24 protein-coding genes are annotated in these 26,628 nt (G+C 73.4%); 20 read left to right on the plus strand and 4 right to left on the minus strand.

What is annotated here, in order from left to right; translation table 11 throughout:
- The first annotated feature begins 795 nt into the window (after window positions 1-795).
- The 15 genes from IH80_RS0116080 (at window position 796) to hypE (ending at window position 15,884) form a co-directional block, all read left to right on the plus strand.
- Window positions 796-2,547 carry a hydrogenase maturation protein gene (locus IH80_RS0116080; protein WP_037880140.1) on the plus strand — a complete coding sequence of 584 codons (1,752 nt, stop codon included), beginning with the start codon at window positions 796-798 and terminating at the stop codon, window positions 2,545-2,547.
- A 75-nt stretch (window positions 2,548-2,622) separates the two neighbouring features.
- Window positions 2,623-3,678 (plus strand): hydrogenase expression protein HypE, encoded by a 1,056-nt coding sequence (locus tag IH80_RS0116085; protein WP_030961108.1) that lies wholly within the window; start codon window positions 2,623-2,625, stop codon window positions 3,676-3,678.
- 69 nt (window positions 3,679-3,747) lie between these two features.
- Window positions 3,748-5,532: a nickel-dependent hydrogenase large subunit gene (locus IH80_RS0116090; RefSeq protein WP_030961110.1), complete on the plus strand. Its 1,785-nt coding sequence runs from the start codon at window positions 3,748-3,750 to the stop codon at window positions 5,530-5,532.
- The gene (locus IH80_RS0116095; protein WP_030961112.1) at window positions 5,529-6,056 is read left to right on the plus strand and encodes a hypothetical protein; all 528 of its coding nucleotides are present in this window, start codon (window positions 5,529-5,531) and stop codon (window positions 6,054-6,056) included. Before IH80_RS0116090 ends, IH80_RS0116095 begins: the two co-directional genes overlap by 4 nt.
- On the plus strand, window positions 6,053-6,706 hold the full coding sequence (locus IH80_RS0116100) for a DUF5947 family protein (RefSeq protein WP_037880143.1): 654 nt from the start codon (window positions 6,053-6,055) through the stop codon (window positions 6,704-6,706). The genes IH80_RS0116095 and IH80_RS0116100 overlap by 4 nt, the downstream gene beginning before the upstream one ends.
- Window positions 6,703-7,410: a DUF6084 family protein gene (locus IH80_RS0116105; protein ID WP_030961114.1), complete on the plus strand. Its 708-nt coding sequence runs from the start codon at window positions 6,703-6,705 to the stop codon at window positions 7,408-7,410. The genes IH80_RS0116100 and IH80_RS0116105 overlap by 4 nt, the downstream gene beginning before the upstream one ends.
- Window positions 7,407-8,825 carry a hypothetical protein gene (locus IH80_RS0116110; protein ID WP_030961115.1) on the plus strand — a complete coding sequence of 473 codons (1,419 nt, stop codon included), beginning with the start codon at window positions 7,407-7,409 and terminating at the stop codon, window positions 8,823-8,825. Before IH80_RS0116105 ends, IH80_RS0116110 begins: the two co-directional genes overlap by 4 nt.
- Window positions 8,822-9,385, plus strand: coding sequence for a hydrogenase maturation protease (locus IH80_RS0116115; protein ID WP_030961118.1), 564 nt, complete (start codon window positions 8,822-8,824; stop codon window positions 9,383-9,385). Before IH80_RS0116110 ends, IH80_RS0116115 begins: the two co-directional genes overlap by 4 nt.
- Window positions 9,382-9,486 (plus strand): DUF6893 family small protein, encoded by a 105-nt coding sequence (locus tag IH80_RS47370; protein WP_386398398.1) that lies wholly within the window; start codon window positions 9,382-9,384, stop codon window positions 9,484-9,486. Before IH80_RS0116115 ends, IH80_RS47370 begins: the two co-directional genes overlap by 4 nt.
- A 116-nt stretch (window positions 9,487-9,602) precedes the next feature.
- Complete coding sequence (locus IH80_RS0116125) at window positions 9,603-9,998, plus strand: hydrogenase maturation nickel metallochaperone HypA (RefSeq protein WP_030961120.1); 396 nt, start codon at window positions 9,603-9,605, stop codon at window positions 9,996-9,998.
- 3 nt (window positions 9,999-10,001) lie between these two features.
- Complete coding sequence (gene hypB / locus IH80_RS39395) at window positions 10,002-10,928, plus strand: hydrogenase nickel incorporation protein HypB (RefSeq protein WP_078906562.1); 927 nt, start codon at window positions 10,002-10,004, stop codon at window positions 10,926-10,928.
- Window positions 10,928-13,321 (plus strand): carbamoyltransferase HypF, encoded by a 2,394-nt coding sequence (gene hypF, locus IH80_RS0116135; RefSeq protein WP_051809392.1) that lies wholly within the window; start codon window positions 10,928-10,930, stop codon window positions 13,319-13,321. The genes hypB and hypF overlap by 1 nt, the downstream gene beginning before the upstream one ends.
- On the plus strand, window positions 13,290-13,679 hold the full coding sequence (locus tag IH80_RS39400) for a HypC/HybG/HupF family hydrogenase formation chaperone (RefSeq protein WP_234432257.1): 390 nt from the start codon (window positions 13,290-13,292) through the stop codon (window positions 13,677-13,679). The genes hypF and IH80_RS39400 overlap by 32 nt, the downstream gene beginning before the upstream one ends.
- On the plus strand, window positions 13,676-14,818 hold the full coding sequence (gene hypD, locus IH80_RS0116145; protein ID WP_030961125.1) for a hydrogenase formation protein HypD: 1,143 nt from the start codon (window positions 13,676-13,678) through the stop codon (window positions 14,816-14,818). Before IH80_RS39400 ends, hypD begins: the two co-directional genes overlap by 4 nt.
- Window positions 14,811-15,884, plus strand: a complete 1,074-nt coding sequence (gene hypE, locus IH80_RS0116150; RefSeq protein ID WP_030961127.1) for a hydrogenase expression/formation protein HypE — start codon at window positions 14,811-14,813, stop codon at window positions 15,882-15,884. The genes hypD and hypE overlap by 8 nt, the downstream gene beginning before the upstream one ends.
- Before the next feature lie 84 nt (window positions 15,885-15,968).
- On the opposite strand, the gene IH80_RS44750 is transcribed toward hypE, so the two are convergent.
- Window positions 15,969-16,190, minus strand: coding sequence for a hypothetical protein (locus IH80_RS44750; RefSeq protein ID WP_158943488.1), 222 nt, complete (start codon window positions 16,188-16,190; stop codon window positions 15,969-15,971).
- 544 nt (window positions 16,191-16,734) lie between these two features.
- Between IH80_RS44750 and IH80_RS0116160 the strand changes: the two genes are divergently transcribed.
- Window positions 16,735-17,415: a DUF5701 family protein gene (locus tag IH80_RS0116160; RefSeq protein ID WP_030961129.1), complete on the plus strand. Its 681-nt coding sequence runs from the start codon at window positions 16,735-16,737 to the stop codon at window positions 17,413-17,415.
- A gap of 275 nt (window positions 17,416-17,690) precedes the next feature.
- On the opposite strand, the gene IH80_RS45365 is transcribed toward IH80_RS0116160, so the two are convergent.
- The gene (locus IH80_RS45365) at window positions 17,691-18,302 is read right to left on the minus strand and encodes a hypothetical protein (RefSeq protein ID WP_051809394.1); all 612 of its coding nucleotides are present in this window, start codon (window positions 18,300-18,302) and stop codon (window positions 17,691-17,693) included.
- Window positions 18,303-18,429: 127 nt separating this feature from the next.
- On the opposite strand from IH80_RS45365, the gene IH80_RS0116170 reads away from it, so the two are divergent.
- On the plus strand, window positions 18,430-19,395 hold the full coding sequence (locus IH80_RS0116170; protein WP_030961131.1) for an LLM class F420-dependent oxidoreductase: 966 nt from the start codon (window positions 18,430-18,432) through the stop codon (window positions 19,393-19,395).
- Between the two features lie 58 nt (window positions 19,396-19,453).
- Here the strand turns inward: IH80_RS0116170 and IH80_RS0116175 are convergent, their stop codons facing one another.
- A complete protein-coding gene (locus IH80_RS0116175) occupies window positions 19,454-21,148 on the minus strand; it encodes a M4 family metallopeptidase (protein WP_030961132.1) in 1,695 nt (564 codons plus the stop codon).
- Between the two features lie 408 nt (window positions 21,149-21,556).
- Between IH80_RS0116175 and IH80_RS0116180 the strand changes: the two genes are divergently transcribed.
- On the plus strand, window positions 21,557-23,494 hold the full coding sequence (locus tag IH80_RS0116180; RefSeq protein WP_030961134.1) for a M20/M25/M40 family metallo-hydrolase: 1,938 nt from the start codon (window positions 21,557-21,559) through the stop codon (window positions 23,492-23,494).
- A 129-nt stretch (window positions 23,495-23,623) separates the two neighbouring features.
- Here IH80_RS0116180 and IH80_RS0116185 read toward each other — a convergent pair whose 3' ends face one another.
- Window positions 23,624-24,670, minus strand: coding sequence for a helix-turn-helix domain-containing protein (locus IH80_RS0116185; protein WP_078906564.1), 1,047 nt, complete (start codon window positions 24,668-24,670; stop codon window positions 23,624-23,626).
- Window positions 24,671-24,803: 133 nt separating this feature from the next.
- On the opposite strand from IH80_RS0116185, the gene IH80_RS0116190 reads away from it, so the two are divergent.
- Together IH80_RS0116190 and IH80_RS0116195 are read left to right on the plus strand one after the other, a co-directional pair.
- Window positions 24,804-25,832, plus strand: a complete 1,029-nt coding sequence (locus IH80_RS0116190) for a saccharopine dehydrogenase NADP-binding domain-containing protein (RefSeq protein WP_030961137.1) — start codon at window positions 24,804-24,806, stop codon at window positions 25,830-25,832.
- Between the two features lie 307 nt (window positions 25,833-26,139).
- Window positions 26,140-26,544, plus strand: a complete 405-nt coding sequence (locus IH80_RS0116195) for a hypothetical protein (protein WP_051809396.1) — start codon at window positions 26,140-26,142, stop codon at window positions 26,542-26,544.
- The last annotated feature ends 84 nt before the right edge of the window (window positions 26,545-26,628 follow it).

Consider the following 26,628-nt stretch of genomic DNA (forward strand, 5'->3'; position numbering starts at 1 on the left):
AGGCGCGACCGGGGCCGTCTGGCCGGGCCGGGGCCGCACGCGCCGAGCCGAGGAGATACCCCTGCCCGGCACCCCGACCCGGCTCCACCGCGCCGGTACTCCGGCCCCGCCAGCACGACTCCGGTGGACCGGACCACCGCCCAGCAGCCCCGCGGGGACCCGCAGCACGATCCGGACCCCGCGAAGCACCCCCGCAGGGGCCCCGCAGCTCCGTCCGAACAACACCCTGTTTGCGGAACCGGCTCGTACTGCTGGAGGGGGGACGGGGAGGGGTGTCCCCGCAGGACGAGGCGCGCCCCTGCCCGGCACCCCGACCCGGCTCCACCGCGCCGGTACTCGGCCCGGCAGCACGACTTCGGTGGGCCGGACCACCGAGCAGCCCCGCGGGGACCCCGCGCACTTCGGCCGGGCCCCCCGCAAAGCAGCCCTGCAGGGGTTCCGCCGCCCACTTCGGCCGGCCCCCGCACAGCAGCCCCGCAGGGGACCCGCCGGGCCCCCGCACAGCAACCCCGCAGGGGACCCGCAGGGGACCCGCCGGACCTCCGCACAGCAGCCCCGCAGGGGTCCCGCCGGGCCCCCGCACAGCAACCCCGCCGAGCAACCCCGCAGGGGCAGTGGTGTGGGCCGAGCGGCTCCCCAAGGCGCGCTTTCGGGTGACATCGCCGCTCCGCTTCGGCCGCCCCCCGCCCCGAGGGGACGAGCATCGCAGGCGGCCGGTCATGCTCCGGTCACCAGTCGCCGATCAGGCCGGGCACCGCGACGCGGCGGGGTGCCGGGCCGCCGCCGGGAGACCACGTGTACGTCCTGCTCGTCGCGAGCGCGTTCAACAGCCTCACCCAGCGGGTCCACGCCGAGCTGCGCGACCACGGCCACCGGGTGGCGGTCGAACTGGCCCTGCCCGACGTCCCGCTGGCCGACACCGTCCGGCGCCACGACCCCGACCTCGTCCTCGCGCCGATGCTGCGCACCGCCCTCCCCGAGGAGGTCTGGGCCGCGTACACCTGTCTCGTCGTCCATCCGGGACCGGTCGGCGACCGCGGCCCCTCCTCCCTCGACCACGCGGTCCAGGACGGGGAGACCCGCTGGGGCGTCACCGTCCTCCAGGCCAACGCCGAGATGGACGCCGGGGACGTCTGGGCCGCTGCCGACTGCACCGTGCCCCCCGTCGGCAAGAGCGACCTCTACCGCGGCGAGATCGCCGACGCGGCACTGGAGGCCGTCCTGCTCGCCGTGGACCGCTTCGCCTCCGGTACGTACGTCCCGCGCCCCCAGGACGGCGGTCGGGCCCGTCCGTTCCTGCGCCAGGACGACCGCCGCATCGACTGGGCGGCGGACGGCACCGAACGCGTCCTGCGCGTCCTGCGCGCCGCCGACTCGCAGCCCGGTGTGCGCGACCACCTGCTCGGCGGCGACTGGTACCTGCACGGCGGCCACCGCGAGGACGACCTGCGCGGCCGGCCCGGCGAGCTGCTCGCCACCCGCGCCGGCGCGGTCTGCCGGGCCACGACCGACGGGGCCGTCTGGATCCCCGAGCTGCGCGCCCCCCGCGCAGCGGGCCGGCCGGCCCGCCCCCGGCTGCCCGCGACGCTCGCCCTCGGCGACCGGCTGCCGCCGCTGCCCGAAGTCCCCGCACCTCCGGACGCCGGCCCGTACCGCCCCGCCTGGTCCGACATCGGCTACCACGAGGAGGGGCAGACGGGCTTCCTGTCGTTCGCCTTCCCCGGCGGCGCCATGAGCACCGCGCACTGCCGCCGCCTGCTGGACGCGTACCGGACCGCCTGCACCCGCCCCACCACCGTCCTGGTCCTGGGCGGCGGCCGTGACTTCTTCTCCAACGGCATCCACCTGGGCGTCATCGAGGCCGCCGACGACCCCGCCGAGGAGTCCTGGGCCAACATCAACGCGATGGACGACCTGGTCGAAGCGGTGCTGTCCACCACCGACCGTCTCGTGGTCAGCGCCCTCGGCGGCAACGCCGCCGCCGGCGGGGTCATGCTCGCCCTCGCCGCCGACGAGGTCTGGTGCCGTTCCGGCGTGGTCCTGAACCCGCACTACCGCCTGATGGGGCTGTTCGGCTCGGAGTACTGGACGTACACCCTGCCCCGCCGCGTCGGCTCCAGCATGGCGGTGCGCCTCACCTCGGAGGCGCTGCCGCTGGGGGCCGCCGCCGCGCAGCGCGTCGGGCTGGTCGACCGCACGGTCGACTGCGCACCCGCGGACTTCTCCCGCGAGACGGAGTGCCTCGCGGCCCGTCTGGCCGCCCTGCCCGCCACGGCCTCCCGGATCGCCGCGAAGAAGGCCGACCGGGAACTGCACGAGGCGCGCCGCCCGCTCGCCGCATACCGGGCCGCCGAGCTGGCACGGATGCGGCGGACCTTCTTCGACCCCGACGCGCCGTACCACGCCCTGCGCCGCGCCTTCGTGCGCAAGGAGCACCCCGCCGCGACGCCGGCCCACCTCGCCCGCGCCGCCGCGGACCGCCGCGGAGGCGGCGGCGTCACTGGACTGGCCGTACCAGACGCGGCATCGGGCCCCCGCAGCTGTTAGCAAGAAACGTGGGGCCGAGGCAGACCGCCTCACCGTCCCCCTCACACCCTGATCCCCTCCCCGAGGAGGCAGCGCATGGCCGCAGTGACGAAGGACCCGGTCGAAGACCCCGTGATCCACATCCTCTGGATCAACGCGGGTCTGAGCTGCGACGGCGACTCCGTGTCCCTGACGGCGGCGATGCAGCCGAGCATCGAGGAGATCGTCACCGGCACCCTGCCGGGTCTCCCCAAGATCGCCGTGCACTGGCCCCTGATCGACTTCGAATGCGGCCCGGTCGGCGGTGCCGACACCTTCATCGAGTGGTTCTTCAAGGGCGAGCGCGGCGAGATCGATCCGTTCGTCCTGGTCGTCGAGGGCTCGATCCCCAACGAGTCGATCAAGCCCGAGGGCTACTGGTGCGGGTTCGGCGACGACCCGGTGACCGGCCAGCCCATCACCACCAGCGAGTGGATCGACCGGCTGGCCCCCAAGGCCCTCGCCGTCGTCGCCATCGGCACCTGTGCCACGTACGGCGGCATCCACGCGATGGAGGGCAACCCGACGGGTGCCATGGGCGTGCCCGACTACCTGGGCTGGGACTGGAAGTCGCAGGCCGGCATCCCCATCGTGTGCGTGCCCGGTTGTCCGATCCAGCCGGACAACTTCTCGGAGACCCTGACCTACCTGCTCTACCAGGCGGCGGGATCCGCCCCGATGATCCCCCTCGACGACAAGCTGCGCCCCACCTGGCTGTTCGGCGCGACGGTCCACGAGGGCTGCGACCGGGCCGGCTACTACGAGCAGGGCCAGTTCGCCCACACCTACGACTCGCCGAAGTGCCTGGTCAAGCTGGGCTGCTGGGGTCCCGTCGTGAAGTGCAACGTCCCCAAGCGCGGCTGGATGAGCGGCATCGGCGGCTGCCCCAACGTCGGCGGCATCTGCATCGCGTGCACCATGCCCGGCTTCCCCGACAAGTTCATGCCCTTCATGGACGAGCCCCCCGGAGCGAAGGTCTCCGCCACCGCGAGCGGGGCGTACGGGGCGGTGATCCGCAAGCTCCGGTCGGTCACCGCCCACACCGTGGACGAGGAGCCGAAGTGGCGGCGCACCGGCCGCAGCCTGACCACGGGCTACCGCCCGCCGTGGTGACGGCCCCCGCCCCGCCCACCCCCGCAGACAACGCCCAGAACGCACCGAAGAAGGGTCACGGCAGACACGATGGCACCGAACACGAAGGCGGCCGGTGACGGCAGCGGCCTGGTGGAGATGGCCTGGGATCCGATCACCCGGATCGTCGGCAGTCTCGGCATCCACACGAAGATCGACTTCAAGCAGAAGCGCGTCGCGGAGTGCTACAGCACCTCGTCGGTCTTCCGCGGCTACAGCGTCTTCATGCGCGGCAAGGACCCCCGCGACGCGCACTTCATCACCAGCCGCATCTGCGGGATCTGCGGTGACAACCACGCCACATGTTCCGTCTACGCGCAGAACATGGCCTACGGGGTGAAGCCGCCGCACCTCGGCGAGTGGATCATCAACCTGGGCGAGTCCGCGGAGTACATGTTCGACCACAACATCTTCCAGGAGAACCTGGTCGGGGTCGACTACTGCGAGAAGATGGTCCGCGAGACCAACCCCGGCGTCCTGGACCTGGCCGAGCGCACCGAGGCCCCGCACGCCGGCGACCACGGCTACCGCACCATCGCCGACATCATGCGCTCCCTCAACCCCATCGAGGGCGAGTTCTACCGCGAGGCCCTCCAGGTCAGCCGGTACACGCGCGAGATGTTCTGCCTGATGGAGGGGCGCCACGTGCACCCCTCCACGCTCTACCCGGGCGGCGTCGGCACGATCGCCTCCGTCCAGCTCTTCACCGACTACATGAGCCGCCTCATGCGGTACGTCGAGTTCATGAAGCGCGTCGTCCCGCTCCACGACGACCTCTTCGACTTCTTCTACGAGGCCCTGCCCGGCTACGAGGAGGTCGGCCGCCGCCGGGTGCTGCTCGGCTGCTGGGGCGCCCTCAACGACCCCGAGCACTGCGACTTCACCTACGCCAACATGACCGACTGGGGACGGAAGATGTTCGTCACCCCGGGCGTCGTCGTGGACGGCAAACTCGTCACCAACGACCTCACCGAGATCAACCTCGGCATCCGCATCCTGCTCGGCAGCTCGTACTACGACGACTGGGAGGGCAAGGAGCAGTTCGTCACGCACGACCCGCTCGGCAACCCGGTCGACCCCCGCCACCCGTGGAACCAGCACACCATCCCGGCCCCGCAGAAGCGGAACTTCGACGACAAGTACAGCTGGGTGATGTCCCCGCGCTGGTTCGACGGCAAGGACCACCTCGCCCTCGACACCGGCGGCGGCCCCATCGCCCGCCTGTGGTCCACGGCCCTGTCCGGCCTCGTCGACGTCGGCTACGTCCAGGCCACCGGGCACAGCGTCGTCATCAACCTGCCCCGCACGATGACCAAGCCCGAGACCCGCTTCGAGTGGAAGATCCCGAAGTGGAGCAACGCGCTGGAACGCAACCGCGCCCGCACCTACTTCCAGGCGTACGCGGCCGGCATCGCCCTGCACTGCGCCGAGATGGGCCTCGCCGAGGTCCGCGCCGGACGCACCCAGACCTGGGAGAAGTTCGAGGTGCCGGACGAGTCCATCGGCGTCGGCTTCACCGAGGCCGTCCGAGGCGTCCTCTCGCACCACATGGTCATCCGCGACGGCAAGATCGCCAACTACCACCCCTACCCGCCGACGCCGTGGAACGCCAGCACCCGCGACACCTTCGGCACGCCCGGACCGTACGAGGACGCCGTGCAGAACACCCCGATCTTCGAGGAGAACACCCCGGAGAACTTCAAGGGCATCGACATCATGCGCGCCGTGCGCAGCTTCGACCCCTGTCTGCCCTGCGGCGTCCACATGTACGTCGGCGGCGGCAAGACGGTGAAGACGATGCACGTCCCCACCGGCCTGAGCGGACTGGGCGGATGAGCGCGGCCGTCGACGCCCGGGAGGCGGGCCGCCGCGTCGAGGAGGTCCTCGACCGGCTGGCCGCCACCGGCGACCGCGAGGCGTGCGAGGCCGCCGAGGAACTGGTGCGGGTGCTCATGGAGTTCTACGGAGCCGGGCTCGCCCGGATCGCGGCGAAGCTGGGCGACGGCCCGCTCGCGGCGGCCGCGGACGACGAGCTCGTGGCGAGCCTGCTCTCCCTGCACGGCCTGCACCCCGAGGACGTGCACACCCGGATCACCCGCGCCCTGGCCGGTGCCCCCGACCCCGTGGAACTGCTCGGCTTCGACGAGAGCACCGGTGTCCTGCGGCTGCGCCCCGCGGCCGCCCCCACCGGCTGCGGCTGCGGCTCCGGCGGCGAGGAGGCCGGCCGGCGCACCCTGGAGGACACCCTCACCTGCTTCGCCCCCGAGGTCACGGCCGTGGAGATGGAGCCCGCTCCCGCCCCGCAGCCCGCACTCCTGCAGATCGGCACCCGGCCGCACAGCCCGGCGCGGGTGCCGTGAGGGGGCCCGCCGTCCGTACGGTGAACCCGCGCGGGCTGCGCCGGTTCACCGGCCCGCGCCCGCCCCGGCCCGAGACCTGTGAACTGTGCGGGGTGGCGGTGTCCCCGGAGGGGCACCGCCACCTCGTCGAGACCGAGAAGCGGACGCTGGTCTGCGCCTGCACCGCCTGCTCCCTGCTGTTCGACCGGCCCGGCACCCGGACCGGCCGCTACCGGGCGGTCCCCGACCGGTATCTGACCGATCCGGGCCACCACCTCGACGAGGGGCTGTGGGAACGGCTCCAGATCCCCGTCGGCGTCGCCTTCTTCTTCCGCAACGCCGCACTCGACCGGCTGGTCGCGCTCTATCCCAGCCCGGCCGGGGCGACCGAGAGCGAACTCGATCCGCAGACCTGGCAGCAGGTCCTCGACGGCGCGCCGCTGGCCGCGATGCTGGAACCCGACACGGAGGCGCTGCTCGTGCACCGCTGGGAGGGCCGCTCCGGCTGCTACCTGGTGCCGATCGACGTCTGCTACGAACTGGTGGGCCGCATGCGGATGCTGTGGCAGGGCTTCGACGGAGGAGCCGAGGCGCGGGCCGCGCTCGGCGCCTTCTTCGACGACGTCGGACGGCGGGCCAGGCCCGTGGCGCCCACGGGGGACCGTTCATGACCGGATTCGGCTTCTCCTGCACCGGGGTCCGGGCCGACCCGTACGCCGCGGGTCCCACCCTCGTCTTCCGGCTGCGCATCACCGCCGACCCGGACACCCGCGTGCACGCCATGGCCCTGCGCTGCCAGATCCGCATCGAACCGGCCCGGCGCGGCTACGGCCCCGCCGAGGCCGAGGGCCTCGCGGACCTGTTCGGCGAACGCTCCCGATGGGGCACCACGCTCCAGCCCGTGCAGTTCGCCCAGGTGTCGGTGATGGTGCCCGGCTTCACCGGGGAGACCGAGACGGACCTGGTCGTGCCCTGCACCTACGACATGGACATCGCCGCGACCCGGTACTTCGAAGCCCTGGAGGACGGCGAGGTGCCGCTGCTGATGCTGTTCTCCGGCACCGCCTTCACCGGTGACGGCGGCTTCCGGGTCGAGCCGGTGCCCTGGGACCGCGAGGCCGCGTACCGCATGCCCGTGGCCGTCTGGCGCGAGATGGTCGAGCAGCACTTCCCCGGCTGCGGCTGGCTCCGGCTGCCCGCGGACATGATGGCCGAGCTGCTCGCCTACCGCTCCCGCCACGCGCTCGCCTCCTGGGAGGCGACCGTACGGGCCCTGCTGGACGCGGCCGGTACCGACCGGCCGTCCCCGCCCCGGCCGGGGTCCGTCCGGCCGGGAGCCCTGCGTCCGCGCCTCACCGAGAGGACCTCCCCGTGACCACGGCCACCACCGCGGACCCCCGCTTCGCCGCCGCCCGGCAGGTGGCCGACGCCGTGCTCCTGGAGGGGTACGTCCTCTACCCCTACCGGGCCTCCGCCGCGAAGAACCGGCTCCGCTGGCAGTTCGGGGTCCTCGTACCCCCCGCATGGGGGCCCGCCCACGGCGAACACGCCTTCCAGCGGACCGAGGTCCTGATGGAGCCCAAGGGCGACGCGACGCTGTCCCTGGAGCTGCGATTCCTGCACGCGCAGCGGCGTACGGTCCAGCGGGCCCTGGACGACGGGGGCTTCGCCGACGTCGACGAGCTCCACCTGGCCGACCGGGTCCTCGTCCCCTGGGACGAAGGAACCGAGGAACACGTCGAACTCTCCTTCCCGGTGTCCGAGCTGACCGGCGACGGCGTCACCGTCCCGTTCACCCGCCCCGCCCGCGACGACACCGAGGCCGTCCTCGACGCCGACGGGCGGACGGCGGGCCGCCTGGTGCGGCGCACCGAGGAGGTCGAGGGCGTCCTGCGGCTGCGCGCCGTGGAACTCGACGGTGCCTACCGGGTGTTCCGGCTCACGGCGGTCGTGGAGAACACCAGCCCGTGGGCCCCGGCGGCCGCGGCCGACGCCGACCGCGAGGCGGCCCTGCCCCGCTCACTGGTCGCCGCCCACCTCCTGCTGGGCCTCGACTCCGGCTCCTTCCTGTCGATGACCGACCCGCCCGAATGGGCCAGGGAGGCCGTCGCCGCCTGCGACAACCGCCACACCTGGCCGGTCCTCGCCGGCGGGGCGGGCCGCGCCGACGTGGTCCTGTCCTCCCCGATCATCCTGGAGGACCACCCGGCCATCGCCCCCGAGAGCGCGGGCGCCATGTACGACGCCACCGAGATCGACGAGATCCTCGCCCTGCGCACGGCGGCCCTGACCGAGCAGGAGAAGCGCGAGGCACGCGGCACCGACGCCCGGGCGGCCGCCGTCATCGACCTCGCCGACTCCCTGCCCCCCGAGGTCCTGGAACGGCTGCACGGCGCGGTGCGCTCGCTGCGCGAGGTCACCGGCCCGGACGGGCCGGAACAGCTCACCGAAATCCCCGACGAGGAGGCCGTGTTCAGGCCTGACACCCCCTGGTGGGACCCCGCCGGGGCCGACACCGCCGACCCGGCCCGCGACCGGATCAGCGTGGACGGCACCCCCGTCGGACCCGGCAGCCGGGTCATGCTCCGCCCCGGACCGCGCCGCACCGACGCCCAGGACCTCTTCCTCCACGGCCGCGCCGCACGCGTCGAAGCCGTCCTGCACGACGTCGACGGGGGAGTGCACCTCGCCGTCACGGTGGAGGACGACCCCGGCGCGGACATCCGCCGGGAACAGGGCCGCTTCCTCTATTTCCAGCCCGACGAGGTCACCCCGCTGGAGGACGCGTGAACCCCAGGGTCCTGATCGCGGGCATCGGCAACGTCTTCCTCGGCGACGACGGCTTCGGCGTGGAGACCGTACGAGCCCTGTCCGCGCACCCGCTGCCCGACGGGGTCGAGGTGGTGGACTTCGGCGTGCGCGGAGTCCACCTCGCCTACCAGCTCCTCGACGGCTACGACACGCTCGTCCTGGTCGACGCCACCGCCCGCGGCGGAGAACCGGGCACCCTCTACCTCATCGAGGTCGAGACGGGCACGGGAGCCGCTGCCGCGTCCCCGGGCGCACCGGCCGCGGGACCCGGCGAAGGCCCCGTCCTCGACGGCCACCACATGTCACCCGACACCGTCCTGGCCCTGCTGGGCACCCTGTGCGCCGGGACCGGCGCCACCCCTCCGCGCCGCACGCTGGTCCTCGGCTGCGAACCGGCCCGCGTCGAGGAGGGCATCGGACTGAGCGCGCCCGTGGCCGCCGCCGTACCGGAAGCCGTCCGCATGGCCCTGGACCTGCTCGACCGTCCAGCCCCCGACGAAGCCGGCGCTCCCCGCCGCGAACTGAGGAGAACCCCATGAAGAAGGCCATCATCAGCGGGGCCGCCGTCGCCGCCCTGGCCGCCGTCCTGTTGCAGGTACTCCCCGACATCAGGCGCTATCTGCACATCCGCCGGATGTGACCCGGCTGCCGCCGCGCCCCCCGCCGAACGGCGTACGGGGGGCGCGGCGCACCGGCGTGCCCGACCGCCGCACCCCCGCCCCGCCGGTGTAATGAGCCCCGGCAGGACGGAGACCGATGCACGAGATGTCGATCGCCATGGCCGTCGTGGGCCAGGTGGAAGAGGCCGCCAGGGCGGGCGGGGCGCACGCCGTCACGTCCGTACGGCTCCAGGTGGGCGAGCTGGCGGGGGTGGTGCCCGACGCGCTGGCCTTCTGCTTCGAACTGGCCTGTGCCGGAACGGTCCTCGAAGGCGCCGAGCTCCTCACCGAATCCGTGGCGGCCCGTGCCCGCTGCGGGACCTGCCCCGGCACCTGGGCCGTGGGGATGCCCCCCGATCTGTGCTGCCCCGCATGCGACAGGGCCACCGACGTGGAACTGCTGTCGGGCCGCGAGCTGGAGATCCTCAGCGTCCGCTGGGAGGACGGCCGTGCCGGTGCCCGTACCCGCGAACCGATTCCCGAGGAGGCCTGAACCATGTGCCGAGTGGTCGATCTGCGGCAGGCGGTACTCGCCAAGAACGACGGTGCCGCCCAGGCCCTGCGCACCGGACTCACCGCCCGCGGTACGACGGTGGTCAACCTGCTCTCCAGCCCCGGCAGCGGCAAGACGGCGCTCCTGGAGCGCGAACTGCTCCTGGCCCGGGAGCGGGGGGTGGCGGTCGCCGCGCTGACCGCGGACCTGGCCACCGAGAACGACGCGCTGCGGCTCGCCCGTTCGGGCGTGCCGGTCAAGCAGGTGCTCACGGACGGGCTGTGCCACCTGGAGGCCGGGATGCTCGGCCGGCACCTGGACGGCTGGCTGCCCGAGGACACCCGGATCCTCTTCGTGGAGAACGTGGGGAACCTGGTCTGCCCCGCGAGCTACGACCTGGGGGAGACGCTGCGGGTGGTGCTCGCCTCGGTCACCGAGGGCGAGGACAAGCCGCTGAAGTACCCGACCGCGTTCGGACTCGCGCAGCTGGTGGTCGTCACCAAGACCGACATCGCGCGGGCCGTCGAGTTCGACGAGGCGGCCTTCCGCGCCAACGTCGAACGGGTCAATCCCGGCGTGGAGATCGTCATGACCTCCGCCCGCGCGGGCGGAGGCCTGGGCATCCTGCTGGACCGGGCGCTGGCGGCCGGATCGGGCGCCGGGACGCACACACCGGTGATGGCCCGCCGGCAGCAGGCGCAGGGCCACGACCACGGACACCGGCACGGCCACGGACACGATCACGAGCACGGGTCCGACCACCACCATCACCACCACGGGCCCGGCCACACCCACGCCCCAGCCGACGGCCACAGCGACGGCCACACCGGCGGCCATGCCGACGGCCGTGCCGGGGGTCCCGGCCACGACCACGGCCCCGACCTCGATCAGCGGCCCCCGCACGCCGAGCCCGCCGCGCAGACCCGCTGATGGAGGCGGTGCAGCGCCGCCGCGTCACCGTCCGCGGCGTGGTCCAGGGCGTCGGCTTCCGCCCCTACGTCTACACGCGCGCGACCGGGCTCGGCCTCGCCGGGCACGTCACCAACACCCCCGAGGGCGTCGTCGCCGAGGTCGAGGGCGCACCGGCCGCCGTCACCCTGTTCTGCGAACACCTCGCGGCGGACGCACCGCCCCTGGCCGTCGTGGACGCGGTCGACCACCACGAGGTTCCCGTCGCGGGCGGCACCGGATTCACCATCATCGCCTCCCGGACCGGCGGCCCCGCCCGGACGCTCGTCTCCCCGGACGTCGCCACCTGCGCCGACTGCCTCGCCGAACTCGCGGACCCCGCCGACCGGCGCCACCGGCACCCCTTCATCACCTGCACCCACTGCGGGCCGCGGTTCACCATCGTCACCGGGCTGCCCTACGACCGCGCCCACACCACCATGGCCCGCTTCCCCATGTGCCCGGACTGCTCCCGGGAGTACGCCGACCCCGCCGACCGCCGCTTCCACGCCCAGCCGGTCGCCTGCCCGGCCTGCGGCCCCCGGCTGACCCTGCTCACCGGTCGGCCCCCCTGCGAGACCCCGGACGACGACCCGGTCACCGGTGCCCGCCGGCTCCTGGCGGCCGGGGCGATCCTCGCCATCAAGGGCCTGGGCGGCTACCACCTCGCCTGCGACGCCACCCACCCCGGAGCCGTAGCCGAGCTGCGCCGCCGCAAGGCCCGCGGAGACAAGCCCTTCGCCCTGATGGCCCGTGACCTCGCGGACGCCGAACAGTACGCGCACATCGGCCCCGAGGAGCGCGCCCTGCTCCAGGGCGGCGTACGTCCCATCGTGCTGCTGCGCCGCCGCGGCGCCACGGACCCCGGGGCTGCGCCCGGAGCACTCGCCGAGGACGTCGCCCCGCGCTGTCCCGACCTCGGCGTGATGCTCCCGTACACCCCCGTCCACCACCTGCTGCTCGGCCTGCCCGGTGACCCGCCGGGCCCCCGCCTGCTCATCATGACCAGCGGGAACCTCGCCGGAGAACCCATCGTGACCGACGACGACGAGGCCCTGGAGCGGCTCGCCGGCCTCGCCGACGCCTGGCTCACCCACGACCGCCCCATCCACGTGCCGTGTGACGACTCCGTGGTGCGGGTCTGCGACGGCGAGACGCTGACCGTACGCCGCGCCCGTGGCTACGCCCCGCTGCCGATGACGCTGCCCCGGACCGTCCCCGCGACCCTCGCCGTCGGCGGCGACCTCAAGAACACCTTCTGCCTCGGCGAGGGGCGCAAGGCCTGGCTGTCCGCCCACATCGGCGACATGGACGACCTCGCCACCCAGAACGCCCTCGAACGCGCCGAGCGGCAGCTGGAGTCCATCACCGGCGTCAGCCCCGCACTCCTCGCGGCGGACCGCCACCCGGGCTACCGCTCCGTCCGGTGGGCGCTGCGCACCGCCGGCACCCGGCCGCTCGTCCGCGTGCAGCACCACCACGCGCACATCGCCTCGGCCCTGGCGGAGCACGGCCTGGACGGCGAACACCCGGTGATCGGCGTCGCCTTCGACGGCACCGGCTACGGCGACGACGGCGCCGTGTGGGGCGGCGAGGTCCTCCTCGCCGACTACGCCGGTTACACCCGGTTCGCCCACCTCGGCTACGTGCCGCTGCCCGGCGGCGACGCGGCCGTGCACCGCCCGTACCGGATGGCCCTGGCCCACCTGCGGGCGGCCGGCCTGGCCCGGACCCCGGACCTGCCCTGCGTCGCCGCCTGCCCGGCCGGGGAACTGCGCGTACTGGAACGCCAGCTGGAGCGCGGCCTGAACTGCGTGCCGACCTCCAGCATGGGGCGCCTCTTCGACGCGGTCTCCTCCCTGGCGGGCGTCTGCCACCACGCCGGCTACGAGGCACAGGCCGCGATCGAACTGGAGGCCGCGGCCCTCGCCGCGGGCACCGCCGGCCCCGGCTACGCCTTCGGGCTGCGCGTCCCGCCGCACCCCGGCACCGGCCCGGTCGTCGCCGACCCGGCGCCGCTGCTCGCGGCCGTCGTGGCCGACGTACGCGCGGGCACCGGTGCCGGGCTGATCGCCGCCGCTTTCCACGCCGGTGTCGCCGCCCTCGTCGTCGAGCTGTGCGGACTCGCGCGCGAACGGCACGGCCTGGACACCGTCGCGCTGACCGGCGGCGTCTTCGCCAACACCCTGCTGTCCTCCGCGTGCGCCCGCACGCTGCGGGCGTCCGGGTTCACCGTCCTGCGCCACGGCCGGGTCCCCCCGAACGACGGCGGACTGTCCCTGGGCCAGCTCATGGTGGCGGCCGCCGCCGCACCGCAGAACCACCCACAGCAAGGAGAAGCCCATGTGCCTGGCGGTACCCGGCAGAGTGCTTGACATCGGGGAGAAGGACGGCACCCGCATGGCTACCGTCGACTTCGGCGGTGTGCACAAGGAGGTGTGCCTGGAGTACCTGCCGGACCTCCAGGTCGGCGAGTACGCCATCGTCCACGTGGGATTCGCCCTGCAGCGCCTCGACGAGGAGTCGGCCCGGCAGACCCTCGCGCTCTTCGAGGAACTCGGCATGCTCCAGGAGGAGTTCGGCGACCCGTGGGAGCAGGCTGCCGCGCAGGCCGGCGCCGACTCCCCCTGGCCGTTCGCCGACGCCCCGTGCTCCGACGCGCCGTTCGCCGGAGAGGCCACCGCACCCCAGCACGCCCAGGACCAGCACGCCCAGGAAGAAGGCCGGCCGTGAAGTACATCGAGGAGTTCCAGGACCCCGCCCTCGCCCGCCGGCTGCTCGACGACATCCATGCCACCGTGACCCGCCCCTGGGCCCTGATGGAGGTGTGCGGTGGCCAGACCCACACCATCATCCGGCACGGGATCGACCAACTCCTGCCCGAACAGGTCGAATTGATCCACGGCCCGGGGTGTCCGGTGTGCGTCACCCCGCTGGAGGTCATCGACAAGGCACTGGAGATCGCCTCCCGCCCCGACGTGATCTTCTGCTCCTTCGGGGACATGCTCCGGGTCCCCGGCACCGGCCGCGACCTCTTCCAGGTGCGCAGCGAAGGCGGCGACGTACGCGTCGTCTACTCCCCGCTCGACGCCCTGCGGCTCGCCCGGGAGAACCCGCAGCGCCAGGTGGTGTTCTTCGGCATCGGCTTCGAGACCACCGCCCCGCCCAACGCCATGACGGTCCACCAGGCCAAGAAGCTCGGCATCCACAACTTCAGCCTGCTCGTCTCCCACGTCCGGGTCCCCCCGGCGATCGAGGCGATCATGCGGTCGCCGAGCTGCCGCGTCCAGGGCTTCCTGGCCGCCGGGCACGTGTGCAGCGTGATGGGCGTGAGCGAGTATCCCGAACTGGCCGCGCGCCACCGGGTGCCCATCGTGGTCACGGGATTCGAGCCGCTGGACATCCTGGAGGGCGTACGCCGGGCCGTGCGGCAGCTGGAACGCGGCGAGCACACCGTCGACAACGCCTACGCGCGCGCCGTCCGCCCCGAGGGCAACCCGGCGGCCCTCGCCATGCTGGAGGACGTCTTCGAGGTCACCGACCGGGCCTGGCGCGGCATCGGCGTGATCCCGGACAGCGGGTGGCGGCTGTCCGCCCGCTACCGCGACTTCGACGCCGAACACCGCTTCTCGGTCAGCGGCATCAACACCCGCGAGCCCGCCGAGTGCCGCAGCGGCGAGGTGCTCCAGGGGCTGCTGAAGCCGCACCAGTGCGAGGCCTTCGGCACCCTGTGCACCCCGCGCAGCCCGCTCGGCGCCACCATGGTCTCCAGCGAGGGGGCCTGCGCCGCGTACTACCTCTACCGGCGGCTGGAGCTGGGGACCGTTCCCGCCGCCGCGACCACTGCCCTGGAGGCGAGCCCCGTTGTCTGACGTCGCGACCACCCCCGCCCTCGACATCACGGGCTGGACCTGCCCGGCGCCGCTGCGCGACCGCCCGCGCGTGGTGATGGGCCACGGCGGCGGTGGCACGCTCTCCGCGGAACTGGTCCAGCACCTCTTCGCCCCCGCCTTCGGCGGTGACGTGCTGGCCCAGCTGGGGGACTCCGCGGCCGTCACCCTCGGCGGCGTGCGGCTGGCCTTCTCCACCGACTCGTACGTGGTGCGCCCGCTCTTCTTCCCCGGAGGGTCGATCGGGGACCTCGCGGTCAACGGCACCGTGAACGACCTGGCCATGAGCGGAGCGCAGGCGGCGTACCTGTCCTGCGGCTTCATCCTGGAGGAGGGGGTGGAGATGTCCGTGGTGGCGCGTGTCGCCGAGGCCATGGGCGCCGCGGCGCGGGCGGCGGGAGTGGAGGTCGCCACCGGCGACACCAAGGTCGTCGAGGCGGGCCACGGCGACGGCGTCTACATCAACACCGCGGGCATCGGGATCATCCCCGACGGAGTGGACCTGCGCCCGCAGCGGGTCGTGCCGGGCGACGTCGTGATCGTCAGCGGGGAGATCGGCCTCCACGGAGTGGCGATCATGAGCGTCCGGGAGGGTCTGGAGTTCGGGGTGGACGTCGAGAGCGACTGCGCCGCCCTCGGCGGTCTCGTCCGGACCATGCTCGCCGTCACCCCCGACCTGCACGTCCTGCGCGACCCCACCCGGGGCGGGCTGGCCGCCTCACTGAACGAGATCGCCGCGGCATCGGGCGCCGGCGTCGTGATCCACGAACGCGCCGTCCCGGTCCCCGCCGCCGTCGCCAACGCGTGCGCGATCCTCGGGCTCGACCCGCTGTACGTGGCGAACGAGGGCAAGCTGGTGGCCTTCGTGCCGCGCGAGCACGCCGAGGCCGTACTGGAGGCCATGCGCGCCCATCCACTGGGCCGCGGCGCGGCGGTCGTGGGCGAGGCCGTGGACGCCCACCCGGGCCTGGTGGTGGCCCGCACCGCCCTCGGCGGCACCCGAGTGGTAGACCTCCCGATCGGCGAACAACTCCCTCGAATCTGCTGAAGCCCCCCGCCTGCCGGCGCCCGCCCCGGCCGGGCTCCCGCCGGGCCGCGGCGTGGCCGGGCGGGAGCCGAAGGTGGTCAGCGGTCAGCGGTCGTCGCGCAGGTCGTCCAGGTCCCGCTCGTCCAGGTCCCGCATCACGTCCCGCATCGTCGCGTCCTCGCGACCGCGCTCGTGCGCGATCTCGTCCGGGGAACGCGGCCGGCCGCCGGTCCTCATCCGGTCCGGATCCGGGGACCGCCCCCGGCTCCGCTCCTCGCGCCCGCTGCCCGGTGTACGGCTGCTCTTCTGGCCCCTGTCGCCACCCATGACCGCTCACACCCCTTCCGTGCGCGCAGGTCCCCACTCTGCGGCTACCCCTCCGTCGCCGTCCAAACCCGGGCGGGGAAGCGACACCGACCCGGCCCGGTTCCAGGGAGCGCGGGGGACCCTTCAGGGATGGCGTCGCCGGACACGGGGGCCGGGCAAGGGCCGGCCCGGCAGGTGCCCCGGCTCGCGGAGCCACGCGTAGGAGAGGTTCCCGCCGCTGTGGACACCGCAGAATGCGCAGACCGCAGAATGCGCAGACCGGAGAATGCGCAGACCGCCACCCGGGGTCTGCCGGGTACGCCGGGTAGGGGTGAGGCCAGCCCGGGCGGCTGCGCTGACACGGTCCGTCGTGGCCCCCGAGGAGCTGGAGGGCGGAGCGCCCCGTAGGGGAACCGGCCCGGACGGCCGGCGCCTCGGCCACGGTGCCCGGTCGACGCATCCTGCGTCGTCCGAGCGGCCGGCGGACCCGGTGCCGCACCGGGAACATTCCGGCGCAGCGCCCCGTTGAAAGATCGTCAAGTCCTTCAGCAGACCGAGGAGTCCCTTGCCCGACACCGCGTCCGCCGCCGTGACCCCCCTGCCTCCGCTCGCTTCTCAGGCCGAGCGCCTGATCGAGCTCGGGGTGCACGAGCTCGCCGGGATGACCGCCGACGACCTGCGTGCCTTCGCCGCAGACAGCGCCCCGGACAGCGCCGCCGCAGGCAGCGCCGCCGTCGAGAACGACACCCTGCTCGCCGTCCATCCCGGCCGCGTCGCCGCCTCTGCCCTCGCGCCCCTGCTCCAGCGCGACGGCAAGTCCGGCTTCGTCGTCGTCGACATGCCCGACGTCGACGACTTCGCCCCCAACGACGTGGATCTGCCCGACGCCCCCCTCTATCTGGTCACCGGCATCGACCGCGGCGATCGCATGGCCAACTGGAGCCCGGAAGAAGCGCTGCCCGCCCTCACCGAGGAGCACCGCAGCCCCCTGCTGCTGACCGAAGGCATCCACTGGGTGCTCCAGCAGCCCGCGGCTCTCGAGCGCAACCACTGCTTCATGACCATCGGCTCCCGGCTCCGCAAGGCGAACGGCGTACTGGACACACGCACCCCAGCGATCTGGATCAGCAACGGTTCGGGACGCGACGGCCGGGAGCGGCGCAACGCACCCAAGGTCGGCTGGTGCTGGTGGGGCAACCGCCACACCTGGCTCGGCTTCGCCTCCGCCACGGGCCGTCGGCCCTAGCGCCTGCGAACGTCCCCGCTGCAGAGCCGGTACGGGGTGCCGCAGCGGGGACACCCGTCAGGTCTTCGACGACACGTCGCGCTGGCCGGACCGGTCGCGCCGCTCGCTGCCGGCTCGTCCACATCAGGCCGGCGGGGCGGGTCGGGTCCCGCGCTTGCCGGCGGCCAACCCGGTCAGTGGCGGCAGTGAGCCGGAATGGCAGTTCGAACTGCTGGTGGGCGTCGGTGACTCCTCCTCGCTCCGGCGGAGCCTCTGAGCCACGGAGCGCCCGGGTGTCAGCCGGCGGCGCCGGGAGGTTCCGGGTGGTCCTGGGGGTGGACGACGTGGTCGTGGCGTACGCGGTCCGCGTTGGCCCGCTCCACCCGCTCGGCGTCCAGCGGCGGCCGCCCCGCGCCGCTGCCCGTCCGCGACGGGACCCCCGGCTGTCGGCCGTGGTCGTCCGCCGTGCCGCCCTCGTGCTGGAGCGGTGGCCTGTGCGATGCGTCCCGGGGACCTGGCTCGGGCCCCGGGTCGGTCTCGGTCTCGGGCCCGGAGCCATGCGGCATCGCCTCGTGCACCGTGCGCTCGGCCCGCTCCGGATCGGGGACCGAGACGGCCACCCGCCGGAAGGGCGCGCCCTCGGCCAGTTCCAGGCAAAGCACGGTGCTCTCGGCCTTCACCGCGACGAAGTCCTCGCCGTCGGGCCGGCTGCGGACCCCGCTGCACCGCCCCGGTGACCACGTTCCGGAACCGGCCCGGCCGCGCAGGACGCGCCACCAGCTCCGCTCGACGTGGACCTCGCGCAGCGCCGACACCGGTACCCGCACCTGTCGCCGCCGCGCGGCCAGGCCCTCGCGCAGCCCCAGCCGTACGACGACCTCATCCCCTTCCACCGTCACGTGTGCCATGGCAGCCACCGCCTTCCTAGGGTGCGGCTCCCCCCGAACACGGTACCCATGCCGGGCCGCCGCCCGAGAGCCCCGAGCGCCCCGGGCCGGGAGGTTTCGGCGCGGCGGCAGTGGCAAGGCGCCTGGCATGGTGCGCATCGGCTACACGATGATGACCGAGCAGGCCGGCCCCGGGGACCTGGTGGACCACGTGGTCGGGGCCGAGCGGGCGGGCTTCGACTTCTCGGTGATCTCCGACCACTACTTCCCCTGGCTGGACTCCCAGGGCCACGCCCCCTACGCGTGGAGCGTCCTGGGCGCCGCCGCGCAGGCCACCACCCGGATCCCGCTCATGACGTACGTGACCTGCCCGACCTTCCGATACCACCCCGCGGTGGTCGCGCAGAAGGCCGCCACGATGCAGGTCCTGTCGCAGGGCCGCTTCCGGCTCGGGCTCGGCTCGGGCGAGAACCTGAACGAGCACGTCGTCGGCCCGGGCTGGCCGGCCGCCCACGTGCGCCTGGAGCGGCTCGAAGAGGCGGTGGGGATCGTGCGGTCCCTCCTGGACGGCGACCTCGTCAACCACCACGGCACCCACTTCGACGTCGAGAACGGCAGACTGTGGGACCTCCCCGACGTACCTCCGCCGATCGGGATCGCGGCCTCGGGCCCGGCCTCCTGCGCGCTCGCGGGGCGGCTCGGCGACCTGCTCGTCGCCGTCGCGCCGGAGCGCGACCTGGTGACCGCGTTCGGCGAGCACGGCGGCTCCGGCAAGCCCTGCGTCGGACAGCTGCCCGTCAGCTACGACCCCGACCGGGAGGCCGCCGTACGCAGGGCCCACGACCAGTTCCGCTGGGCGGTGGGCGGCTGGCCGGTCAACGCCGAACTTCCGGACCCCGCCGGATTCGCCGAGGCGACCCGGTACGTACGGCCCGAGGACGTGGCCGGCACCATTCCGTGTGGTGACGACGTGGACGCCGTCACCGAAGCGGTACGCCGCTACGCGGAGGCCGGTTTCACCGAGGTCGCCCTGGTCCAGATCGGCGGCGACCAGCAGGAACCCTTCCTCGCCTGGGCCCGCTCGGCCCTGCTGCCCGCACTGCGCGCACTGTGACGTCGTACGGACCGACGTCGTACGGACCGCGCGGGCCCGGCTGAGCCGGCCGGTCCGGTCAGGCGGCGATGCCCACCTTGTCGTACGCCTGGTCGATCGCGGCCTGCGCGGCGGTCAGCAGCTCGGGGTTCCCGAAGAGGTACGTGCCGGTGACGTCCCGCAGGGCGCGTCGCATGTCCGAGAAGTCCGACTCGCTCAGCAGCCGCACCAGGGCGAGGTAGATCAGCAGCGCCCACTCCTCGACCCTGAGGACCGGCCGGCCCTCGGCGTCCACCGAGGTGAGCAGGTTGAACATGGCCTTGTTGTGGATGTTGCTGTTGGTGTGCACCCCGCCGTTGTCGCGCGACGTGAACAGGAAGTCGTCCATGTGGTCGGGATCGCCGGTCCGGGTGGGATCGCTCATGTCGCGCAGCGGTATCCCGTCGCCACCCATCCCGGCGCCGATCTCCCAGCTCCAGGTGCCGACGTCGTTGCGGTCCGGTGCCTCGTACCAGTTGGAGATGAGGATGGCCATCGTGTCCGCCAGCGACTCGTTCAGCGCCCCGGACTGGTCCTGGTAGATCAGGTTGCTGGAGGTCTCGATCACGCCGTGGGTCAGCTCGTGCGCGATGATGTCGAGATGCCGGGCCAGGCTGACCAGCCGGCCTCCCTCGGACACCTGGCCGTACCACATCCGCCCTTCGGACCAGTACGCGTTGAACCACTCGGGCCCCGGCCCATCGGGGTGATACGTGCAGTTGACCAGGGAGACCAGGTCCATGTCGGCGTCGTCGATGCCGTTGCGGAAGAGCTGGCTGCGGTAGAACTTGTCCACCCGCTCGGCATTGACGTGCGCCGAGACCCCGGCCCGGTGGCCGGCGCCGAAGTCCGCCTGCGGCGAGCCGATCGCCACGGTCGGCGGCGGGGTGGTGTCGATGTCCGCGAAATCCATGTCGTAGGTGGCGATCTGCCGCCACCTGTCGTGCAGGAGGAAGGAGCCGTTCTGCCGGCTTCCGTGGAACTGCTGCCGGGCGCTGACCTCGTCCTCGCCCTCCAGCCTGATCGGTACGGTGATCGTGGGGGACATGCCGTAGGACTTGAGGATCTCGCCGGAGTGCGCGTCGACGAGGTATCCGGTGAGCGGGAATGCCTCGCGCGGCGACGCCCCCATGCCATGGCCGCGCTGGCCCGGCTCCCGGCGGTTCTCCGGCAGTTGGGCCGGTACCTCGCGCAGGTGCCAGGCCAGGTGCCACTGGTCGTTGCTGTTGACGTAGGTCAGGGTGGGCGGCGGCAGTGCCGCGGCGTCGACCGTGGTGCCGGTCGCCGTCCTGACCCGTTCCAGGGCCTCCGTGCCCGACAGTTCCGGCACGGTGCCGATGCCCGCGACCTCGCCGAGCCTGCCGTCCATCGACACCAGCCGCTGGTTCTCGTCGAGCTCGACCAGCACCTCGGCGCCGAAGACGGGGATCTCCTGCCGGGTCTGCTCGAAGCGGACGAGGGTGGTGCCGGTACCGGCCTGTCGGCGCTCCGTGCTCAGTACGAGATCGGGTACCCGCTCGGGCCGGTCCTCGCGTACGGCCTCACGCAGCGCCGGTGCCTCCTCCACGGCGAGCTTCTCCGCCAGGTAGAAGCGCGCGGCGGACTCGGCCGAGTTGAAACTCCGTTCCTCAACGCCCTCCGGGGCGCCCACACCGCGAACCGACTCGGGCCCGGGAGGGGCGTCCGCCTGCGGGTCGTCGGTGAAGTGATAGCGGAATCTTTCCAGCTGTGACATGGCTGATCACACGACCCTCCGTGATCGCCCCCCGGCTGCTGCTGCCCCGCCCCTTCGCGCGCGCGTTCTCTTCGCACACCCACTTCAAACGTCACATCAGGTGACACCGGTGGCAAGCGGACGACCCCGCCGGGATGCACGGTGCACCCGGCCCCGGCCCCGGCCCCGGCCCCGGACCCGGATCCGGCCCCCGATCCGGCCCGGACCCGGGCCCTCACCCGTACCCTCCCCGCACCCGTGTTCGCTTCAACTGTGCGACGTTCAACGGCATTCGCAGGGTATTGCGGGGGCCCGGCCACAGGACCACGATGGAGTGGTCGGGAGCCTGTCCTCGGAGCAGCGTGCCCGGCCACCGGCCGGACACGTGGCCGCCGGCCCCCCGGGCTTCCGGGTCACGGAGGACTTCAGATGCCTGTGTTCTTCTTCGACATAGGGGGAACTCTGGCGGATGCCCGCCTGGAGGGGGACTCGCTGACGCTCCACCCGCTGCCGCGCGTCATGGCGGCCCTCGACTCCCTCGGTGACGTTCCCGAGGGCATCCTCTCCAACCCCGGGCCGCTGGAGGAGGCCACCGTGGTGGCGGCCCTGCACCAGGCGTTCCCCGGCCGCTTCACGGACGACGATCTCGTGCACTGGGGGCCGAAGGACAGCCGGACGCTCTTCGACCGGGCGATCGCGAGCGCGCAGGCGCGGGCGGTGGAGCCCGGCGGCTGCGTCTTCGTGGGCGAGGACCCCCAGGAGCGCGCCTTCGCCCGGGAGGCGGGGATGCGTACGGCGGCCCACCCCGCCTTCGCCCTCGCGGCCCTGGAGGACCGTCCCGTCCTGTGGGCCCGTATCGGGCTGCCGGAAAGCCGGAACCTGTCCGACCTGGCAACCGTCGTGAACGCGACCGAGGCCGTTCCGGTGCACGTCGCCTCCGCACGGCTCGTACTCGCCATGGCAAGCACCAGCGGGGTGGAAGCGCTCCAACAAGCGGGCTTCGCCGTGGACTTGCAGGGGAGCGTCGAGGAGACGGCGGCCTTCCTCGTCCGCGACAACCGTCCGCTCCCGCCCGTCGAGGCCCTCGCGGACGCGCCCGCCGCGACCCGGGCGGACGCCGAAGCGGCACTGCGCGCCACGACCGTCTTCGCCTTCGTCGCAGCCGAACTGGCGGCAGCCGCAGCCCCGTCGGCCGTTCCGCTGGGGCCCGCGCCCGGCGGTGTTTACCTCGCCGCACCGGCCGGCGCCCCGGTCGAGGAGGTCCACCTGCCCGGCGCGAAACCGGGACACACCGAACGGCTGCTGCCGGACCCGTCGCTCCTCGCCCGCCCCGCCGAGGCCCCGCCCGCAGGACTCGTGGAGGCCTTCGAGGACACAGCGCCCTCCCCGCAGACGGTCGCCGCGGTCCGTGCGGCCGTGACGGCAGACGTGCTGGGCGGGCACGTGGCGCGCATCTCCGGCATCGAACCGCTGGAGGAGGAAGGATCGGTGAAGGTGCTCAGCCGGGACGCGGCGGCCGCGGACAACGCGCTGGTCGTCGAGGCGCTGGCGCGCCACTTCGAGCAGCTCGGGCTGACCGTCCGCCTGCACCCGTTCCGGTGGCGGGACCACCGGCTGCTGAACGTGGAAGCCGAGTACTCGGTTGCCGGAGCCGACTCCACCGTGCTCATCAGCGCGCACATGGACTCCACCGCCGCGAACGGCTTCTTCGTCGACGCGGACGGCGATCCGCGCCCCTACGATCCGGCGGTGGACCCCGCGCCGGGCGCCGACGACGACGGCAGCGGCACGGCCGCCGTCATGGCCGCGGCCGAATGCCTGAGGCAGATCCTCGACAGCAACCGGGAGCCCACCCGGAACGTGCGCTTCGTGCTGTTCAACGCCGAGGAACAGGGGCTGGTCGGCAGCAAGTACTACGCACGCGCCGCCGCGGCGGCGGGCGACCGCATCGCCGGCGTCTTCCAGATGGACATGATCGCGGGCCGGCAACAGGGGAGCACTCCCATCGTCGAGATCCACGCCGGCTCCCTCGTGTCGGGCCCGGTCGTGAGCGCCTCCGACGCGCTGGGCGAGCGTGTCGCCCGTACCGTGCCGGTCATCGACTCCGAGGCGAAGGTCCAGCAGCTGACGGGTCTCGACGACCCGGCGGCTGGGCGCAGCGACCACGCGAGCTTCCACGAGCGCGGGTGGGCGGCCGTCGCCGTCTCCGAGGACCTGTTCTCCACGCCCGACGGAGACCCGGGGACGGGCACGCGGCAGTACCACACCCCGGGTGACACCCTCCACGACCAGGACCACGACACGGAGTTCGCGGCGGCCGTCGCCCGCTCCGTCATCACGGCGGCCCTGACGTTCGCCGGCCTGTGAGGCCGGTGCCCGCCGGGCCCGAGGCGGCCGTCGGGGCCCGCGTCGGCTCCTGCCGGCGAGGGCCCTGACGGCCAGGTCGACGGCGGCCGCGCCCGCAGGACCTCGACGGCAGGGGAGACCGGACCACCGCTACCCGAGCCGGACGAGGACCTCGGCGGCGGTGTCGCCCGGCAGGGCGGGGGCGGAGCCGGTCCCGGTCCCGGTCCCGGTCCCGGTCCCGGTCCCGGTACGGGAACGGCTCCGGGTGCGGAAGGTGCGGCGGTAGGTGTCCGGCGGGACACCGACCGTCCGGGCGAAGTGACGGCGCAGGGTGGTGGCGGTGCCCATGCCGGTGGCCGTCGCGATGGTGTCGACGGTGTCATCGGTGGTCTCCAGCAGTTCCTGCGCATGCCGGATGCGCTGGGTGAGCAGCCACTGCAGCGGGGTGGTGCCGGTCACCGACCTGAAGTGCCGCCCCAGGTGGCGCGAGCTCATCCCTGCCTGACGGGCCAGGTCCTCCACCGTGAGCGCCTGGTCCAGGCGCTGCAGCACCCAGGGGAACAGGCGGGCCAGCGGATGGTTGCCCGGGGTGGGCACGGGAGTGGTCACGAACTGGGCCTGGCCCCCGTCGCGGTGCGGAGGGACGACCAGGCGCCGGGCGATCGTGTTGGCGACGGCCGAGCCGTGGTCGAGGCGCACCAGGTGCAGGCAGAGGTCCATGGCAGCGGCCTTGCCCGCAGAGGTGAGCACGCTGCCGTTGTCGACGTAGAGGACGTCGGGATCCACCGTGACCCGGGGATGACGCCTGGTCAGCTCCTCGGTGTGCGCCCAGTGCGTGGTCGCGCGGCGGCCGTCCAGGAGGCCGGCGGCGGCGAGCACGAAGGCGCCCGTGCACAGCGAGGCCACGCGGGCCCCCGCCTCGTGGGCCGCCCGTAGGGCGTCGACCAGTTCGGCGGGCGGGTCCCGGTCGACGTCGGCCCAGCCGGGGACGATCACGGTGTCGGCCCGCCGGAGCCGGTCGAGTCCGTGGTCGGGGACGAGGCGGAAACGGTCGACCTGGACGGCGCTCGGGCCGCAGAGTGCGAAGTCGTACCAGGGATCGACGATGTGGGTCAGGTCGGAGCCGAAGACCTCGATCGCCAGGGACAGTTCGAAGTGCAGCATGCCGTCGGTGATGGCCAGCGCAACAGTGGTCACGTCCGGAAGTGTACGGGTCGTGTCGTTCCGGACACTCGTGTGCCGGGTCGCTCCACGCCAGGATCTTCCTGACGGAGCGCGGCGGACCATCAAGGCCCGCGGCGCACAACTCGGCACGCGGAGGAGCGGGTTCATGGGATCGGGACAGCGGGTTGCGGTGTTCGGCGCGTACGGGCACACCGGTCGGTTCGTGGTGCGGGAGCTGGTGGAGCGGGGGTTCGTCCCCGTGCTGTCCGGCCGCGACGGCGCCAGGCTGGAGGTGCTGGCGGACGAGACCGGTCTGGACGCCCGCCCGGCGACGGTGGACGACCCGGACTCGCTCGACCGCGCGCTGGCCGGTACGGCCGCCGTCGTCAACTGCGCCGGACCGTTCGCCTCGACGACCGCCCCCGTGATCGAAACCGCCCTGCGGGCCGGGGTCCCGTACCTGGACGTGGCGGCCGAACTGGAGGCCAACATCGACACCTTCGCCCACTTCGCGGACCGGGCACGGGCCGCCGACGCGGTCGTCGTCCCCGCGATGGCCTTCTTCGGCGGCCTCGGCGACCTGCTGGCCACCGCTGCCATGGGCGACTGGGACGAGGCCGACGAGGTGCACATCGCCTACGGTCTGAGCAACTGGCACCCCACCGCGGGGACGCGGCTCTCGGGTGCGGTCTCCCGGGAACGCCGCGGCGAGCGGCGCCTGCGCTACACCGGGGGCCGGTGGGAGTACCGCACCGACGCCCCGCCCACCCTCGAATGGCGCTTCCCGCAGCCGACGGGCACCCGGCCCGTGATCGGGGAGTTCACGATGGCCGACGTGGTGACCGTGCCCACCCACCTCTCCGTCCCGGAGGTCACGACCTACATGACGGCCAACGCCGTCCAGGACATCGCCGCCCCCGCAACGCCCGCGCCGGCCGCCGCCGACGAGAGCGGCCGGTCCGACCAGACCTTCGTCGTCGACGCGGTCGTCCGGCGCGGCGGCGTCGAACGCAGGGCGGTGGCCCACGGCCAGGACATCTACGCCGTCACGGCACCGCTCGTCGTCGAAGCCCTCGAACGCGTCCTCACGGGCCGCACCCGCACCGTCGGCGTCGCCGCCGCGGGCGAGATGTTCGACGCCCGCGACTTCCTGCGCGCGCTCTCCCCGCACGTCACCCTCGACCCGCTCCTGTAGCGGCGTAACCCGCTCCTGCTCCCGTGGCGGCGTACCGCTCCCGCTCGCGCTCCTGGCCCCGCTCCCTCTCCCCTCCCGGGTCCCTCCCCCTCCCGGGTCCGCCGTCGCTCCGGGTGATCTGCGCCACAGGCTGTCACAAGGGCGGCCGACGCGGTGTCTTGAGGCCGCACACAGCGAGACGCCACCCCTTGACCTGCGACCCCCATGACCCCGTTACCCGCTACCCGCTACCCGCGACCCGAGGCCCGACGCCGACGACCGCAGGCATCCTCACCACCGCACACGATCGGAAGGGCCGACCCACACCATGACCGGACAGACGACCGCGGCGCCGCGCGGCGGCACCCTCCTCAAGACCGCGACGGTCCTGCAGACCCTCGCACTCTTCTTCCAGGCCTCCACCGCGGGCCTGCTGCTGACCTCGTCCCGCGCCTATGTGATGCACGACTACGGATCGAAGGTGATGTACGCGGCAGCCCTGCTGTACGTCCTCGCCACGGTCCTCGCATGGCGCCCGGGCGGCGGGTCCCCGCGCCCCATCCTGTACTCCACCGGCTTCCTCGTCCTCGCCTCGGCCCAGGTCGCACTCGGCGTGGCGCACGTGGCCTCGCTGCACGTCCCCCTGGGCGTGGTGATGTTCGCCCTCAGCACCCTGGCCCTGGTCGGATCGCTGGCCCCGAGCCCGGTGCTGCGCCCGGCCGCCCGTACCTAGTGCTGTGACCGGAAAGGTTCACCGGGTCGCGACGCCCGCACGGTACCTCGCCGCGTTGTCGGACCGCGCACGTACGTCCAGTAC

The organism is Streptomyces sp. NRRL S-378, assembly GCF_000720645.1.
Taxonomy (GTDB): domain Bacteria; phylum Actinomycetota; class Actinomycetes; order Streptomycetales; family Streptomycetaceae; genus Streptomyces.

What these genes read in the sequence shown, in the direction of transcription:
- IH80_RS47370 (WP_386398398.1), top strand. Translation starts at nt 9,382, where the DNA reads ATGAAGAAGGCCATCATCAGCGGGGCCGCCGTCGCCGCCCTGGCCGCC.
- IH80_RS0116090 (WP_030961110.1), top strand. Translation starts at nt 3,748, where the DNA reads ATGGCACCGAACACGAAGGCGGCCGGTGACGGCAGCGGCCTGGTGGAG.
- IH80_RS0116190 (WP_030961137.1), top strand. Translation starts at nt 24,804, where the DNA reads ATGGGATCGGGACAGCGGGTTGCGGTGTTCGGCGCGTACGGGCACACC.
- IH80_RS45365 (WP_051809394.1), bottom strand. Translation starts at nt 18,302, where the DNA reads ATGGCACACGTGACGGTGGAAGGGGATGAGGTCGTCGTACGGCTGGGG.
- IH80_RS0116085 (WP_030961108.1), top strand. Translation starts at nt 2,623, where the DNA reads ATGGCCGCAGTGACGAAGGACCCGGTCGAAGACCCCGTGATCCACATC.
- IH80_RS0116180 (WP_030961134.1), top strand. Translation starts at nt 21,557, where the DNA reads ATGCCTGTGTTCTTCTTCGACATAGGGGGAACTCTGGCGGATGCCCGC.
- IH80_RS0116175 (WP_030961132.1), bottom strand. Translation starts at nt 21,148, where the DNA reads ATGTCACAGCTGGAAAGATTCCGCTATCACTTCACCGACGACCCGCAG.
- IH80_RS0116125 (WP_030961120.1), top strand. Translation starts at nt 9,603, where the DNA reads ATGCACGAGATGTCGATCGCCATGGCCGTCGTGGGCCAGGTGGAAGAG.
- hypB (WP_078906562.1), top strand. Translation starts at nt 10,002, where the DNA reads ATGTGCCGAGTGGTCGATCTGCGGCAGGCGGTACTCGCCAAGAACGAC.
- IH80_RS44750 (WP_158943488.1), bottom strand. Translation starts at nt 16,190, where the DNA reads ATGGGTGGCGACAGGGGCCAGAAGAGCAGCCGTACACCGGGCAGCGGG.
- IH80_RS0116170 (WP_030961131.1), top strand. Translation starts at nt 18,430, where the DNA reads ATGGTGCGCATCGGCTACACGATGATGACCGAGCAGGCCGGCCCCGGG.
- IH80_RS0116105 (WP_030961114.1), top strand. Translation starts at nt 6,703, where the DNA reads ATGACCGGATTCGGCTTCTCCTGCACCGGGGTCCGGGCCGACCCGTAC.
- IH80_RS39400 (WP_234432257.1), top strand. Translation starts at nt 13,290, where the DNA reads ATGTGCCTGGCGGTACCCGGCAGAGTGCTTGACATCGGGGAGAAGGAC.
- hypF (WP_051809392.1), top strand. Translation starts at nt 10,928, where the DNA reads ATGGAGGCGGTGCAGCGCCGCCGCGTCACCGTCCGCGGCGTGGTCCAG.
- IH80_RS0116095 (WP_030961112.1), top strand. Translation starts at nt 5,529, where the DNA reads ATGAGCGCGGCCGTCGACGCCCGGGAGGCGGGCCGCCGCGTCGAGGAG.
- IH80_RS0116195 (WP_051809396.1), top strand. Translation starts at nt 26,140, where the DNA reads ATGACCGGACAGACGACCGCGGCGCCGCGCGGCGGCACCCTCCTCAAG.